General features: G+C 69.2%; 5 protein-coding genes. 1 reads left to right on the top strand and 4 read right to left on the bottom strand.

Features of this window, described 5'->3' with window-relative positions; translation table 11 throughout:
- Window positions 1-271: 271 nt before the first annotated feature.
- Complete coding sequence (locus tag V6V89_RS34345; RefSeq protein ID WP_334623733.1) at window positions 272-1,591, top strand: phosphotransferase; 1,320 nt, start codon at window positions 272-274, stop codon at window positions 1,589-1,591.
- A 27-nt stretch (window positions 1,592-1,618) separates the two neighbouring features.
- On the opposite strand, the gene V6V89_RS34340 is transcribed toward V6V89_RS34345, so the two are convergent.
- The 4 genes from V6V89_RS34340 to V6V89_RS34325 all read right to left on the bottom strand — a co-directional run bounded on the left by V6V89_RS34340 (window position 1,619) and on the right by V6V89_RS34325 (window position 16,619).
- Entirely contained in the window at window positions 1,619-2,599 is a 981-nt protein-coding gene (locus V6V89_RS34340; RefSeq protein WP_334623732.1) for a phosphotransferase, read from the bottom strand.
- 110 nt (window positions 2,600-2,709) lie between these two features.
- Entirely contained in the window at window positions 2,710-8,892 is a 6,183-nt protein-coding gene (locus tag V6V89_RS34335; protein WP_334623731.1) for an RHS repeat-associated core domain-containing protein, read from the bottom strand.
- A gap of 29 nt (window positions 8,893-8,921) precedes the next feature.
- A complete protein-coding gene (locus V6V89_RS34330) occupies window positions 8,922-14,894 on the bottom strand; it encodes a LamG-like jellyroll fold domain-containing protein (protein WP_334623730.1) in 5,973 nt (1,990 codons plus the stop codon).
- 807 nt (window positions 14,895-15,701) lie between these two features.
- A complete protein-coding gene (locus V6V89_RS34325) occupies window positions 15,702-16,619 on the bottom strand; it encodes a hypothetical protein (RefSeq protein WP_334623729.1) in 918 nt (305 codons plus the stop codon).
- Window positions 16,620-16,822 lie beyond the last annotated feature (203 nt).

Below are 16,822 nucleotides of genomic sequence, written 5' to 3'. Positions count from 1 at the left end.
GTCGTGATCGTCATCAGGTGCTCTCTCCTTGATCAGGAGTTACACCGATCTTTTTACACTCCCGGGCCGACGCTACGACACGCCTGGCCGTAGACCGTCCCGCGGGCGGGCATCGGGCGATAGGTAATCAGATCATCAACCCTCACCACACTCGGCGCTGCTGGCCGCGAAGCTGGCCGGACACTCCCACGCGGCGTGCCGGTGGGGGGCGTTGTTCTGACTTGGATTGCGGCTCTGGCCGTGGGGCAGTTCCGTGGGTTCCCTGCGTGACATGATGTGCGACCTGTCGAACGTGGAGGGAACACCGAGGATGGGGACGCGGTCGACGGCGACGGTCGTGCTGGTTGACGATGCGTCCGAGTCGGTGCTGTGCGATGAACGCGGTGACGGTGCGAGACTGCCCGAGGTGCGCTTCGAAAGCGCGTGGCCACCGCTCGACGGTCGCTTGGCCGATGCGCTGGCCGCCCAGCTTGGTGTGCGCGGACTGGTGCGCGAGCCGCTGGACTTCGTCACCGTCGTGATGGCGGCTCGCCCCGGGCAGGACGCCCCGGTGGGGTACCGCTGGTGTCCGCCTGCTGATGTGTACGGCCAGAAATCTGTGGTCGATCGGTTCCTTGACGAAGACAGCCGATGGCGACCTCAGTGGTATCGAGCGGGATGGGTTGAGCGCGCCGACGCATACATCGATCAGGTCCTTGCAGCGACCGGGCGCCGTCGCAGCGGCGACTCGCGACAGGTCAAGCATTGGAGCTTGTCCGCTGTACTGCGCGCGCCGGCTGACAACGGAGACGTCTTTCTCAAGAGCGTCCTGCCAGCGTATGCGCACGAGCCGGCGGTGACCTCGTGGTTGGCCAGACAGGGCTGCGGACCGTTCGCCACGATCACCGCGACTGACACGACAAGCGCCTGGTGGCTAGCGGACGACTTCGGGGGAACTGACGGGCAAACGGCGCCGCCGGCCGACCAAGCGCGCATCATGACTCAGTTGTGCCGCATTCAGGTGGCCATGCTCGATCGGACCGAGACGTTGGTCGGGCTCGGCTGCCGACTGCTCGACAACTCCGACCTTGCCGCCGCGATACCAGATTTGCTGGTTCGGGACGACCTGTGGGCTGCGCCGAAGGATCTGCGGAATCTGTACCGGGCGCTGGATGCCCACGAGGCGACGCGGCTTCGCGCACTCGGGCCTTACCTGAGACGGTGCTGCGCCGAACTGGACGCGACTGGCATCCCCCAGACCCTGCTGCACGGCGACTTCCACCCGGGCAACGCCGTGTTGCGCGAGGACGGGGTACTACTGCACGACTGGTCGTTCGCCATGATCAGTAACCCGCTGTTCGACCTCGCGTCGTGTTTCTACGACGCCACGCCTGCCCAGGCCGCGGCGGCGTTCGACGCGTACCTTGCTGGATGGTCCGGTGTCCTGGATCCGGCCACAATGCGCCGGGCCTGGCGCTACGCGGGGCCCCTTTCCGCGTTCATGGAGCTGGTGAAGTTCGTGGGCCTCGTCGACCTTGTGGGGGAGGCGTACGCGTTCAACTACTTGCCGGTCGTTTACGGGTGGGCTCGGCGCCTCATGGGCGCGGTATGAGCGTCGGACCGCTGCGGCTCTCGCGCTTTAAGGGCGTGTCAGCTGGCTCAGCGCCGACGGTCCCCACCCGGTCGGGTCGTCGCCGGGTGGCACCATCGCCAATCCCTGCCAGAGCAGGAGGATGTCCAACCAGCCCGCCTCGGCGGGGGTCAGCGGGCGCACGGATTCGTAGCCGGCAAGGAACGCCGCGCGAACCTCGGCCGACACCGGCCCCCAACTGTGGTAGCGGGTGCCGAGCAGGACCGCCGCGCGGGCCAGCTCAACGAGTCGGTGGTCATGCCGGGCCTCCTCGAAGTCGAGGATCGCGGCAACCTCCCCGCCGGCACACAAGATGTTGGCCGAGCGGAAATCGAAATGGACGAGCTGCCGCGGAAGTCGGTCTGGTGGCGCGATGGCGACCAGCCCGCGCAGCGTGTCACGAGCGGCCACCGGCAGATGGTCGACGCGTGAGTCGAGCCAGTCGGCGACCCGGGCCGCCAACGGCTTGGACGGAACGGCGAGCGCGGGAATCTGATCGGCGTCCGGGTATGCCGCCAGCGCGTCCTGCAACTGGGCCAGCACGGCTCCGGCCGCCCGCACCTGATTGAGATCGGCGGTGTCAAGGAGGTCGCCCACGATCTCGCGCTGCACGCCCATCGAGACACCGTCGACTTCGACTTGAAGACGGCCGTCTCGGCCGGGAACGGGCGCCGAAACTGGCAGTCCACGGCCGTAAAGCCAGCTCGTGAGACGCGCTGTCTCCGCCAAGCGCGGGAAACGCTCGGGAACCACCGACCACTTCGCCAGCAGCCGGCCGGACGGCGTGCCGACCCACGCCAGCGCGTTGCCGCCGCTCATCACGATCCGCTCGCAGGAGTCGATGCGAAAACCCCAGTGCTCGTCCAGCGTGCCGGCAACCCAGCGGCCGGCCGCCTGCCCCTCGCTGAAGCCGAACCTTCGGTCCAGCGCGTGGTGGGGGTCCTGTGCCTCCCACAGCATCTCCAACACCGGCGAATGCGATTCGACCACGCGGCGTATCCCATCACAGGACCGGCGGACTCCGCTCGCCCGACGCCGTCAGGCGACCACGTGGAGCCCATGAAGGGACTGACCGAGCTGATCCTCCCGCGGGGGTGCCGTCACTCCTGGCCATGGCGCCATCGTCGCCACAGGTCGCCTAGTTTCCGTGCGCCGTTCGCGATCCCGGCCGTCACCGCCGTCGCGCTCGCCGCGGCCGCGAGGATGTACGGGTCTCCGGTAGCCTCGGCCTTGGCGACATCAGCGATGCCCGAGACAATCTCGGCCGTCACCGACTCGGGGTAGCCCGCCGCCGCTTGGGGTCGGTCGGCGTCTCCGGGCTGTCCGCGACCGCCGGCGGCGTTGCCCCCACCTTTGGCTTCCCCCGCGCACTTCGGGCACTCTTTGCCTTTGGCGAAGACCTCCGGGTGGACGGGGCACACAGTGTAGTCGTTGTTGTGGACAAGGACGGGAGCGGACCCGGCTAGCACGTAGTACGTGTGGAGATCGTCCACGGTGAGGTCGTGCATGGTCTGCACACCGGCGTACGACCGGACAGCGATGACAGTAGCGACCTGCCCGTCGGCGGTGCGCAACTCGTGCCCGACCCTAAGGTCGGCCGCGTCCACCCATACCTTGGCCGTGCGGTCCCAGAACGGATGGTGGTCGGTGGTGCGGAGGACTGTCGTCGCCCGTGCGCCGGGCTTGGGCGGCATCCCATTGCCAGTCACCGCGACTGTGACATCCGTCAGATCGGTATCGCGGTTGACGTGCAGCGCGGTGACACGCTTCGCCGTCGTCTTCCCGATCATCGGGTCGGTAGCGAGGACCTTGTCACCGACCTTCACCTTGCTGATCGGCTTCCGCGATCCGTCCGCCATCCGGACGTTCGTATCCGCCCGGAAGCTGTGGCACCCGCCAGAGTTCTTTTTCGCCTTGCTCCCGGCGGCGGTGAGCTTTTTTCTTGCCTCGTCAACGGCCTCTACGACATTGTCCGCCTTCTTCTTGGCGGCCCGGAAGCCCGTGACCGCCTTCCATGCCTTCTTGACCGCACCGACGAACTCACCTATGCGGAACAGCTTCGTCCATGGGATCGCGCCGATGACCATGGAGATGCAGGACCCGAGATCGCCGTCGCCGAAGCAGCCCTTGATGTCGTTGATGCCGAGAAACTCGGCCAGGATCTGGCCGCCAGCGTCGAGAGCGACGTCGAGGACGGTCTTCTTCCGCGTCTTCTTGGCCTTCTCGTACTCCTCCTTGGAGTATCCGGCCTCGTTGAGCACCTCATCCTCGGACGGAGCGGGTGGCGCTGATGGCGTCGCGGCGGGCGGCTGGGCGCCCTTCCCGTGAACCTTTCCATCCGGCCCTACCCATTGGGTGCAGGCGTCGTCGCTGCAGTACCGCAGCCCGTCCGGGTCGGACATGGTCGTCGGATTGTTGTTCGAGTAGGCGTAGGCGTTCATCTGCTGGGGATCGGCGGAGTCGACGACGGGGTCGACGGAGATGAACCGCCCATGCCGCGGGTCGTACGCACGAGCACCGAGATGCGTCAGGCCGGTGCTAGCGTCGATGGCCCCACCCACGAAGCCCTTCTCGTCCGGCCACGTCGTCGGCTGGGTCCCCCGTGGGTTACCGAACGGGTCCTGGCGCCGCTTGCTGATTTTGAGGTTGGCCGAATCGATCGCCACCTGCGCGGTGCCGTGATGATCGCCGGCAACCCAGGTAAGACCCGTCTGGGTTCGTACCGCCACCGTGGCGCCGCCGTGGGTGTAGTAGCGAGTCGCGGTCACCGTCCCGCTCGCCCGATCCAGACGCAGCTCCTGGCTGTCCAGGTACAGCGTCGTGGCGGCAGGGTCGCGGCGCAACAGTCGCTGCCCGGCGGCATCGTAGACGAACGTCGTGGTGTCGCCGTCCTTGGTCGCCGCCGCGAGGCGACCGCCTTCGTCCCAGGTGAGCGCCTGGCCGCCGCGCGCGATCGTGTTGCCGGCCGCGTCGTACTCGAATCGCATGGCGTCCACGCCGGTGGTGGCGGACACCGCATGTGGACGGTCCGCACCCGCGGTGGGATACGTGTAGCCGGTGGTGACGTCACCGGTGGCGGTGTGGGAGACCTTGCTGAGTCGATTACCGACGAGGTCGTAGGTGAAGGATTGCCAGTACGGCGCGGGACCGCCCAGCTTGGCCTCGTCCGGGTCGGCGGCGCAGTCCCCCGTCGGAGTCCACGCCTCGGTCAGCCGGCGTAGATGGTCGTACCGGAAGCACTGCCTGTCCGCCGTTTGCGCCAACGGGGTGTCCGCGATCGATGTGACGTTTCCGATGTCGTCATATTCGTAGTGCACGTCGGACTGCATCGGCGCGGGCACTTCGGCGTCCACAATGACCCGATCGAGCCGACGGGTCGACGTGTCGTAGTACTGCGACAACCAGACTCGCTTGCTGCCGGTACCCAGTTGAAGCCGCTGCATCTCCCCGTAGCGGGTGTAGTCGGTGCTGGCGGCGTACGTCACGGTCTGCCCGTCCGGCCCGCCGTACGTGGTCAGCGGCCGTCCGGTGTCGTCGTAGGTGTGAAAGACCTCCTCGGCGAACATGCCGCCCGCCGCCGGATAGCTTTCCCCCGCAATGCTGCCGTCCGGGTTGTACGACGCGTACGAGGTGTACGTGCCGGCCAGCGCACCCTCCGAACCGGGGATGGTGATCGCCGTCTTGCGTGGCTGGTACCGGGCCGTGTACGCCAACACGGAGCTGGTGAAGGCGTTACCCTCCAAGTCATAGCTGGTGGTGGTCGCCGCGTGCCCTTTGACCACACCGCCGAGGCCGTCCGGCACGGTGTCGTACGTCCACTTGGCCATCAGTCGCCGGTGGTCGCCGCCGGAATGGAGGGTCAGCGACCGGCCTAGGGCGTCGTACGTGTAGTCGAGCCGCTGGCCCCGCGCGTCAGTGGTGGCGACGAGCTGGCCGGCCGCGTCGTAGGAGTAGCTGGCCTGGCCCTGATCAGGGTGATCAGCCCACACTCGGCGGCCGCGCAGGTCGTACCGGTACTGCCAGGTGTTGCCCGCCGCATCGGTGACCTTGGTGAGCTGCCCTGTCGGGTCGTACGCGTACCTGGTCACCTCGGACGGTCCACTGGGGCTGTCACCGCGATACTGATGCTGCTCCACCGCGCGGCCGCGGGCGTCCTGGATGGTCAAGGTCGGGGTGCCGCCCGCGGGTGGGGTGGTGTAAATGCGATCCCCGCCGTACCTGGTGACGGTGCGCCACTTGGCGACTGCGCCGCCCTTGAAGATCGATTCGACCGGCCGGCCCGCGCCGTCATACTTGGTCTCGGTGAGTCCAGGAACCTCCACATCGGACGCCCGCCACAGCTTGTCGTCAACCGGCGCGTCGTTGAAGTATGGCTCGGTGGCCTTGTACGCACGCCCCTGCGAGTCGTACCGGGTGTCGATGAGCAGCCGGCCGCCACCGACCGCTGGAGCCTGCACCTGGCGGACGCGAAGCAGCCCATCGTGGAGCTGATGACTGGTGATGTAGTTGCCGTTCGCACCGATGCGAGTGTTCGTCACCACGGTGGGCGCGTCCCGCCGGATCAGGTAGGAGAACCGCTGCGTGGGTTGGAAATTGGCGTCTCGCGGCCGATCAGGTGTCCACACCGAGACGACCCGGCCCAGTGGGTCGTAGGCGGTGTCGCTGCGCCTGCCGTTAACGTCCGTGACGGTGACAGGCTGGCCGGTCGCGGGCTCCAGGAGCCTGGTGGTGGTGAATCCCAAGGGGTTCGTCGCCACCGTCTTCGTGGTCGGGCCGCCCTCCGCCGGCGTGTGCGCGGTGCGGGTCTTGCGCCCCAGCGCGTCACCCACCTCAACTGACCGGCCATGTACGTCGTACGCCGTGGTCATCTGAAGGCCGTAGACCGGGGTCGCGCCGTCGAACCGGTCCAGAACCTCGACCTTCGTCGGGTTGCCCTTCTGCGGAGCGCCGTCCCGACCCTGCCCGTCGTAGGAGGTGTACTGGTCGGCGACAGCGTCGGCCGGGAACGAAGGCTGAGCGTCGCAGTGTACCGATACAGCCTGCACCCGTGACGGTGACGACAGCAGCCACGCGGCGGTGTTGCGGACGTAGGTGGCGCGGGTGCACAGGTCGTCGGCGGGCGCGGCCACGTCGCCGAGGTCGTTCACCTCCGTGGGTTGGCCACGGTCGTCGTACTCGGTAACCACCTTGGTCTCCCGCCGACCGCCCTCCAGCGTGGTGAACGTCCGCTCGACGGCCGGACGCACCTGGTAGGCGTGGAAGGCGTCGCGGGACGCGGTCGGCCCACGCCACACCGGCTCGGTCAGCGTCTTCGACACGACCGTGGCGCTGTCGCCGAGGAACGTGACGCTCTCCGCCTGGAGACCGTGCAGCCAGTCGTGGTCGGTGTACCTACCGCCCTCCGAGTCCTCGACCACCACCGACCGCGCGCCACCGGCGGGCGCTTCCCGGTCCCGGTTCATGCCGCGGTAGAACCGCTGCTCCGACATCGTGATTGGCCCTGCGGGGTCGCCCGGCTTACCCTGGCGGACCCGCACACGCCCGAAGCCGCGGAACTCGTTCCACGTGCGCTTGTCGTCGGGTGTGAACTCGGACGTGTCGTAGTGCCAGGCCGCACCGTCGGGATACTCGTAGGTGAACAGCTGGTCGGTGTCGCTGCTGATCCGGTCCGCGAGTGTGACGGTCTCCACCACGTACTTGTGGAACCAGTCGGTGCGCTCGGCCTGACCCGGCCGGCTCCACCTCACGGGGAAACACCGGTGGGTATTGGTGTGCGCGTTGGCCGGCATCGACGTGCCCGGCTTGCAGTTCGGCTCCGCGTACTTGACGGAGATCAGACCTCCGGACTCCGACACGACGCCGGTGATGCGGTATCGCAGCAACGGCGACAGGTGGTCTTCCTCGTACACCCGGTTCGGCAACGGATGGCCCTCGAATGTCACCGGCGGCAGTGACGCCTGGCCGCCGACCAGGCCGGTGTGGGTGATCGACCGCAACCACAGCGCCGCGGACTCCTCACCGTCGCCCGGCTTCGGGTACTGCTGTTCGAAGCTCCACCGGTCCACATCGGCCAGCGCCCCGTCACGCCGCACCTGAGTGGTGACGCTCGCCAACCGCTTCGTCGACCAGAACGTCGGAGAGTGCTTGTCCGGACAGGTCGCCGCGACACATCGCTCGTCGAGTGGCGTGTCCGGCCAGTCTTCCTTCTTCTCCAAGGTGCAGGCGCTGCCCGGCACGCACCGATCGGCAACCGCGAACACCACTCGCGCGGCCGGCGCGCTCGATGCGGTGGCGTGCAAACCGTAGTCGATGCCGGCCAGCCAGCCACCTCGAATGTAGGAGACGGCGGCGTCACCTCCGTTGAGGCCATACGCGTTGGTCTCGGTCTCGTAGCCGAACAGCATCGTGTTGCCGTTCGCATCGACCAGCTTGTCGAGGTTCCACCGCCACGCCTGCGTACAGCTCGACGCCCCGAATCCAGCGGTGGAGTGGCACGGCTCCCCCGCGTCGTCGCCGAAGACCGGCACCGTCCACGTCGACTTCGCCGCCGGCCGCGACCCGAAGAAGTACTGCACGCCCGCGACCGTTGTGATCTTCCAGTATTCGCCGTCGCGGGCACCGTTGCCGGCGCCGCCGAGCTTCTCCACCCGCGACCCGTCGTCGCTCTTGGTTCGCCACTTTCCGTCGCTGTTGCAGCAGATGAGCATGCCGCCGCCGCCGGCGTACGAAGCCGTGGCGTTGTTGCTGCGCCAGCACAGGTCACCGACCGTCGACGGCGGCGTAGTGCCGCCCTCCTTGTCCTGCGCACAGGAACCGTAGGTGCGCTCGACGAAACCGACGTTGAGGTCCCATCCGTCGCCGACCCAGGAGGGCTGGTTGTTGGTGGCGTTGGTACGGCCATCCACCGTGGACGACTGGTAGGACAGGGCCAGGTTTGGCGCCACGCCGCCCGGCACCGGCGGCACCCGCAGCGGATACGACCACGAGAAGTCACCGGCCTGCGCCGACACGCTCCACGTGGCGGACGGGGACAGTGACGTGGCCGTGGGAGTCCCACCACCCTGCGGATCGCGGCTGCCGGCTGTCTGCGGTCCGCTCAGCGCGTCGACGGAGGCCTGGTCGGCTGGGCGTGCCCCCATCGACTCCGGTGTCACCGGCACCGACGGTGTCGTCGGCAGCCCCACCGACGGTCCGGCGGCCGCAGCGGGCGTCGGTGGCTGGATCACCAGCAGCAGCGTCGCGACCAGCACCGCCGCGACAACAGACGCGATCCAGCTACGCATGCGTGGAAACGACATCAGTCACTCTCCGTTCAGGCCCGAGTTGCCCGCCGGGCGATCTCGCCGTCCGGCACCATGCCAAGGTCGACGCGTACGTCGTCGATCTCGCCGGTCAGGTGCTGTGCGGGGGCGCCGCCGAATTTGCCGCGTCCGATGGTGAGCCCGCCGACCGCCGGGTACATGGTCACGCCCTCATGCGCCCCGGTGAGCTCGCCGTTGACGTAGATGCGCAGTTGGCCGGCGGCGTGGTCGTACACCCCGGTCAGGTGTGTCCACTCGCCGAGCACCGCAGCCTTCCGGGAGCGCGCGTACCGGAACTCCGCACCATCGCTGTCCTGGGTCCACGCGCCGAACACCCAGGTGTCCAGCTCCGGCCGGTACTGCAAGGCGAAGCCGCTGTTGCGGTTGCCGTCTTGGGCCACCACCGCCTGCACCTGCGGTTCGTGGGTGAGCCGGACCCACGAGGACACCGTGAAGCTGGTGGGCGGCACGATTCCCGGATGCCGCGTGGTGGCCGAGCCCTTGTCCGCCAGCGCGACCGCCGTGCCCTTCGCACCGGTCACATAGGACACGCCACCGCTGGCGGTGGTCGGGTTCTGCCGCCACGACGAGTCGTTCACGGTTCGGTCGTCGAACGTCCAGCTGCCCAGGCTCGTCGGGCTGGTGTCGTCGTACACCTTGGCCATCTCGCCGTCCCGCAGGGCCTTCTTGAACCCGCGCACGTCGTCGACCACACCCTGGAAATACAGATCGGTGTTGGCCCAGCGGCCGCGCCCGACGCTGAGCGGCCCGCCAGCGGTCAGCGCCGAGACACCGGTCTGCGCCGCCGACAGGCGGCCGTTGACGTAGAGCCGGAGCTGGCTCGAGTCGGCGTCGTAGACCAGGCCGAGGTGTGTCCACTGCCCGGGCCACACGGTCTCCGTGGAGCGCACGGAGACCAGCGCCGGCGCGGTCGCGCTTCCGACCGACGCCGCGGCGCTCCACCGGCCGCCGGCTTCCCGGTAGAGGTAGAAGGGGCTCGCGTTGCCGGCCAGAGCCAGGACGACCTGATTCGTCGTGGGCGTGGTGGCGCCCGCCGCCACCCAGGCCGAGAACGAGTAGCTCGGGGTGGTGGCATCCAGCACCGGGCCGCTGGTCTGCGCGTACCCGCTGGCTCCGTCGAAGCGGCCCGCGGCGCCGATCCGGCCGCCGGTCCAGTCGGCGCCGCCGCTCATGGCCGCGGGGTTGGCCGGCGCGGTCGCGTTCGCGACCGCCGTGCCGGCGCCCTCGTCGAACCGCCAGTGCCCGCCGTTCGCCGCCGGCAGCGGGCACGGCTCGGGCTTGTCGAGCGTTCCACACTGGATCGGGTACGAACCGTACAGGTTCCTGATACGGTCGTCGTCCAGCCGGCCGCTGTACACCCGCACGTCGTCGACGAGTCCCGGGAAGTACTGCCCGGCTGTGCCGGCCGTGTCGCGACCACGGCCGATCTGCACGCCACCCGTGGTGTTCCAGGGCTCGTTGATCCTACCTTCGCCCTTGCGCGTGCCGTTGACGTAGAGCACCAGCGCCCCGGTGGCCTTGTCGTAGACGCCTGCCAGATGCGTCCAGGTGTCGATATCGGAGGGCAGGACGCGCACGGCGGCCTTGGTGATGGCGCCGTTCGGCTCTGGCATCTCGAACACCCACACGCCGTCGATGAACTGGTCGTTGTCGCGCCAGTGCCCGAGCCGGAACTTGCTCACCCCGCCGGCCGCGCCGTCCAGGCTGACCGCGACGAGCTTGCACTCCCATTGACCGGGCGTCAGCGGGCAGGTGCGGTCGATGCGGACCCAGGCGCTGACCGAGAAGTCGGTGTCGGTACGGATGTCGACGCCCCCGGTGGCGAGGTGCCCGCCGTTGCCGTCAAGGTCGACGGCGTTACCCAGCCGGCCCGGCACTCGGACGACACCGCTGCTGGCCAGCGTTGCGGTGCGCCGCCCTACGGCGTCCGCGGCAAGGTCACCGCTGCCCTCGTCCAGCCGCCAGTTGTGCGCGAGCGTCAGATCCCGTCCGGCCATCGCCCGGATCTCGGCGGCAAACAGCACCCGGCCGTAGACGGCGACGTCGTCGATCGCGCCGATCAGCCGGTTCTGCCGGTTGCCGCTGGACTGGCCGGCTCCGATTTGCAGTTTGCCGCCGGTGGGGAACGCGGCCTGCTGGTGCGGCTTGGCCGCGCCCGCCTGGACCCCGTTGACGTACAAGGACAGCTGCCCCGCTCCCGCGTCGTAGATGCCGACCAGGTGCGTCCACACGCCCACCTGGGCCTCCGGACCGTCTACCCGGTTCACGGTCGCCCCGGCGGCGCCGCTGACCGACATCGCGAAGGACCAGCGGCCGTCCGGGATGGCCATGAGCTGGAACAGGCTGCTGCTGGGGCCGTCCTGGGACACCACCGTGGCGCTGCCGCCGACCTGGTCGAGCTTGGCCCAGGCGGACACCGCGAAGCTGTGCCGGATGTCCACCTCGCTGGGCAGTCCGATGTGGTCGGCACCGCTGAGTCGCACGGCCCGGTCGGTCGGATCGGGGGCATCGCTCTGGCCGCTGGTCCAGGTCGGCGTGCCGGCCAGTGTCCCATTCTGTTTCCCGTCGACGCTGTCGGCGTTGCCGTCCAGCCGCCACTCCCCCAGCGCCACGTCGTCCCGGCTCACGATGGCTTGCACCTCCGCGGTGGACAGTGCCCGGCTGTAGGCGCGGACCTCGTCGATCCACCCCTTCCAGTAGCCGCCCGGCGTCCCGTTGAGGCCGCGGCCGATCGCGAGCGGCCCGCGGGCGTCGAAGCCGTCGGCGCGGTCTGCTTGGACCGGCGTGGCGCTGCCGTTTACGTACAGCCGGATCTTGCCCGCGGTGGCGTCGTAGACGGCGGCCAGGTGAGCCGGCTTGCCCAGCTGCGCGGCCTGTGCCGACTGAACTCCCGCACCGCCGGCCGGGGCGCCGGCGGCGTCCGATCCTGGCGTGGAGAACTCCCACACGCCGCCTCCGGTGGCGCGCTGCCGGTATCCGAGGAAGAACCCGCTGATCGCGCTGCCGTCCTGGGACAGGGCGCTGAGGAAGTTACCGGCGTTCGGCGCCTGGTCCAGCTGGACCCAGCCGGCGATTGTGAAGCTCTGGTCGGTACGCACAGCTGGCCCGGACGTCGCGGCGTAGTCGCCGACACCGTCGAGCGTCACCGCGCCGCCGACCGCGCCGCCGTCCGCCAGGCCGTCGCCGTCGCTGTCGCCGGTGAAGGCGGCGTCGCCGTGCAGCGCGGCCATCTCGCCGCCGGGCACCTCGTTGCGCCCGGTCGTGCCGGACAGCTCATCGAACTTCCAGTGGCCGACCTGAACGTTGTCCGCGCCGACCGCCGCGCTCACCTCCGCGGCCGACACCGCGCGGTCGTAGATCTTCACCTCGTCGAGCAGACCCGTCCAGTAGTCGACGCCGGCGCTGCCCTGCCACATCGTCCGTCCGATCTGGACCCGGCCATCGATTGCCCAGTCCGCCACGCTCCGCTGTGCGGTGCCGGCGGCCACACCGTTGACGTAGAGCGTCAGCTTCCTGGTGGCGGCGTCGTACACGCCCGTCAGGTGCGTCCATACGCCTACCTGCGCCGGTTGTGCGGACAGGGCCATGTCGGTGCCCTGGTAGCTCTCCGTCGACTTGGGCATCCCGAAGCCCCAGTGGCCGCCGTTCTCCGGCCGGTACCAGATGGCGAATCCGGGGAAGCTGGTGCCGCTCTGGCTCACCACCGCCCGCGCGTACCCGGCACTGTCCAGTTTGACCCACGCGGAGGCCGAGAAGCTGGCGTCGGTCCGCACCGCGCTGGGCGCCGTGACGTAGCCGGTGGAGCCGTCGAACCGGGCGGCCTGCCCAACCGCGCCGGCCGTGTACGTGACGCTGCCTTGGACGACGCCGTCCCGCCAGCCCAGGAACGCCTCATCCTTGGCGTTGCCGTCCAGCGACCACTGGGCCAGCGGCCCGCTGCCGGCCCGTACGTAGAAGTGGTACTGCTTCACCGCGCTGCGGTGACCGGCCCGGTCCACACTCTGCACGAACAGATCCCGCGGCCCATCACCCGGCGGGGTCAGGGTGACCACGGCCGAGCCGCCGAGCGCGTTCGCGAGCACCTTGTTGGACGGGTCCTGCGTCCAGCCCCACAGGTAGTGGTCGACATCGGTGACCCCGGCAGCCCCGAAGACGAACTTGCCCGGCACGCCCACGCCACCATGCCACCGGTTGTCCGCCACGTACGGCGTGCCCCCGACGCTAGGTGGCGAGGCCGGTGGTTGTTTGTCGATCGCGAACGTGGTGCCGTTCGCCCAGCCACCGCCGTGCAGCGCGGTGTCCTCCGCCTTCACCGCCCATTCGACCGCCATATTGTGCCGGTTGACGGTGCTCACGTCGTACGAATGCGTGAAGCCGTTGTTCTGGAACGCACTGCGCGCCGAGTACACCGCGCCGTTGACCTTGACCTGCCACAACGACTGCATCTGGTCGCCGTCCGGGTCAGTCAGCGTCGCCATCAGCCGCACATTGTCATCGCCCACGTAAGGCACTCCGCCGCACCAGTGGCACGCCGTCAACGGCGGATCGGTCCGCAGGTCGCGCGGTACGTCCGGCACCCGGTTGAAGTTGACCCGCAGCTTCGCATTGTTCTCGTACTTGCGCCACGCCAACTGGTCGTTCCGGTCCGCCGGCTGGACCAGGAAGGTGGTGGTGCCGCCCCGGTTGACCAGGTGGGCCACGCCGATCCCAACGTCTTTGTATCCCTCGCAACCGGCGTAGACCTCGGGGGCCGTGAAGTTGACCGGAGTGTGTATCCCGCCCGGCTTATTGCTCCAGCTCGTGCCGTCGTGGATCGCCGCGTCCGCCAGCCACACCTGATGCGTCCGGCTGTTGCAGCTCGGGCTCCACATCGTCTTGAGCTGCAGGTCAGCCGAGATCACCAGCCGACCGGTGAGGAAGCTGGTGTCGAACATCCAGTAGGTGTGCGCCAGCCCGATGCCGTTGCACTCCCCACTGGGCACATAGCACTGACCAACCTGGGCGTAGGGCGGGGCTCCACTGGTGTTGGGATACGGGGTACCCGGATTGCCGGACAGCACCGACGTCCAGCGGTGCTTGTCCGCGGTGTGCCACACCGGATCCACAGTGACCGGATACTTCGTCGACGCGCCGGACAGCAGTGCCCGGTCCGGCCGCAGCACCAGCGCGCCCTTCTCCACCGCGACGCCAACCGTGGCCTCACGCCGCGGCGTGCCCGCGTCCCACATCCGGGACACCGGCGCGGCGTACAGCACGGCACCCTTCGCGTCCCGGGCCGTCAACTCCCCGTCACGACCGGCTTCCAGGGTCACGCCACCGGTCCGCAGGCCCAGGCGCACGGCGCGCACCGCCGGGTTCGCCGCCGCCGCCCGGTTCTTCACCACCAGATGCTGCGCATAACCGTCGACATCGGCCGTCAACAGCAGGTCGACGCCGGGCAGCACCTCCGGGTACGTCGCGGTGTTTCCGGACAGCGTCGGTGCCGGCAAGCGGCCCGGCCACGCCAGCGCGACCCACCTGCCCTCGCTGCCGTACCGGACCATCGGCGCCTTGGCGCCGCCGCCGGAGAACGACAGGTCCACGACCGCGGCGCGCGGACCGACCGTGCCGTCGGGGCGCCGCACCAGCGTCGTGTCGACCGCCGACCACGTACCGTCCGCCTGCCTCGCCCGCACCGCACGCGCGGACAGCTCCGCCGTCATCGTGCCGTCCGGCTCGGCATACACCGTCCGTGTCTCGGTACGTAGGTCCACCGCCTCCACGCGGCTGCCCTGTGCGTGCGCCGCCCGCACCGCGGAACCCTGGTCGGGCGCCTCCGCCACCCGTACCATCCCCGCAGCGTCCTGCCCGGGGCCATCACGACCCACCGGCTCGGGCCAGCCCAAGCCCGCCGCCCCGGCCGTCACCGCCACCGTCACCGCCGCGAAGACCGCGGTCACCCGCCCCCACCCGATCTGCCCCACCGCGCGCCCTCCCCTGATCCCGGCCGAGCAGAGCGTGGCAGGCGCCACTTTCAAAACAGCTTCATTTCTGCTTCACCGCCCCCGGCCGGGACCGGGAACCGTGGCTCGGGTGCCTTTGGCGCCTAACCTTCGAAAAATTGGTCAGCTGCTGTTTCGCCCGTTCGGCTCCGATGCCGGCGCCAGCGCACTGATACTGACCCCGAAGGGGATCGGCACCGCGGCGGCGAGGTGGTTCCACTGGCCAGGACAGCTTGCTCCGCACGGCCGCCGATCGGCGCCGGCCCGGCCTGCTCGACGGCGTCAACTACGACCAGCCACCGCGCGCCGTACGAGCGGAAGTGGCGCCACACGGCGGCGAGGTTGTCGGCCTGTCGAACCTGTGGAGGGAGCACCCTGTCCGGGCTGTTGCCTCTGGGACCGCCGTGAACGGCGGTCAATCACGCACCTGACGGCGCCCACTGGATTTAGCAGCGCGTGCACCTGCGGGCCGAGTGTCGCCTAGCGTGACGAAGAGGGTCTGGGTCGACGCCGTCAAGCATTGGGAGCTGTCCATGTCGGCTGGGTTGAGGGCGACACCTCGACACGCCGCGGCTTCCCGTGTCCTGGCGCTGGTGTCCGCGAAGCTAGCGCCGCCGCGGGTCCCATCGACGGTGATACGTCGTGCCCGCCTGGACGATCTGCTGACCCACACGTGCTCGACGGTCTGCGAGGGCTCATCGACCAACCTGGACCGTCTCTTCGGCTCGTGCTGGTCACCCGCGGCCATCCGGCGGGCCGGCTGCATCGACTGCGAGTCACCGCTGCCTATCAGTTGTCTGGTGGAGGGATGCCGGTGGCCTCAGGGACGTAGCCGCAGAGCTGCGGGTCGCAGCCGCCCTTATGGTCCCGTCCCCAGAGGTAGGTGTCTCGCTCGGTAGCACGAACGAGATGAACGAGTCGCAGCTGTTCCCTTCGCGGCAGGGTCGACGGTAACGCTGTGAAGGTCTCTGGGAGTACGGCGAGCATGCCGCTGACACGCTCGCCGTCGTACATCCGCAAAAGTGCGGTGCACTGCCACCAGCGGATCGTACCGCCCTTACCGTCCGGGTTGCCCGGCCAGTAGTAGTCCGCCGGATCCGGCACCAGGTAGTGGATGCCGTCGGGGTCCAGGTGAGCCCGCAGCCATGGTCCGCCTGTGCCGAGGCCCAGACGCAGCCGTCCGGCCTCTTCGTACAGAGCGCACATTCCGCCGGTGTCGAGGGCCTTGAGAAAGTGTGCTTCCGCAGGCAGCGGGTGCCGTCCGATCGGGGCTCTGACGGGCCAGCGTCCCAGCAGAACGCCCACCCGCTGCCGCAGCGTCATCGGCGACGGGCCCTTGCCGCGAGCACGCAAGGGCGGTGGTGGCGTCCAGCGGCGCCCGTCCTGTTCGATGTGGCGCAGCATCCAGGCGCGCCCCTCCGGGCCGGTCGTGTGCCAGCTCCAGCTCATCGGCCGCTTGGCCATCGCCTGCTGAAAACTGCTGCCGGAGGTTCCCCGGCGGGACGGCCGCCAGGGGCGTGGCCGGGCGATCCCCGGCATGTTGTGACACAGATCGGCCAGGAACCTGATGCGGTCCAGATCTTCCTCAGGGGAGCTGTCCTCCGACCTGCGCCGAACGTCCCCGGCCAGGTAACGAATCTCAGTGAACGCCCTGGCCGCCAACAATGCGGCTATATCCCGATCGAGCCGGGCGTCGCGCCGGCTCATGCCACCTCGCCAACACGGACGTGGCCGGCGCCTTCGAGGATGCGGGAGGCAGTCGCCCAGCCGACGCAGAACATCTCCATGAGCTCGGCCCAGGGAGCCGTCGCCGGGTGACATCGCGGCGGTTGGCCTCGGCGGCGACGGCCCGGTCCCGGTCGGTCTGCGCGGAGTGCCGGTCGCGAACCGCCTGGTCGCGTTCGCGTTCG

The organism is Micromonospora sp. CPCC 206061 (genome assembly GCF_036906915.1).
GTDB lineage: Bacteria > Actinomycetota > Actinomycetes > Mycobacteriales > Micromonosporaceae > Phytohabitans.
The sequence above is the reverse complement of the archived record's forward strand: the minus strand, read 5'-3'. Positions and strand labels throughout refer to the sequence as shown.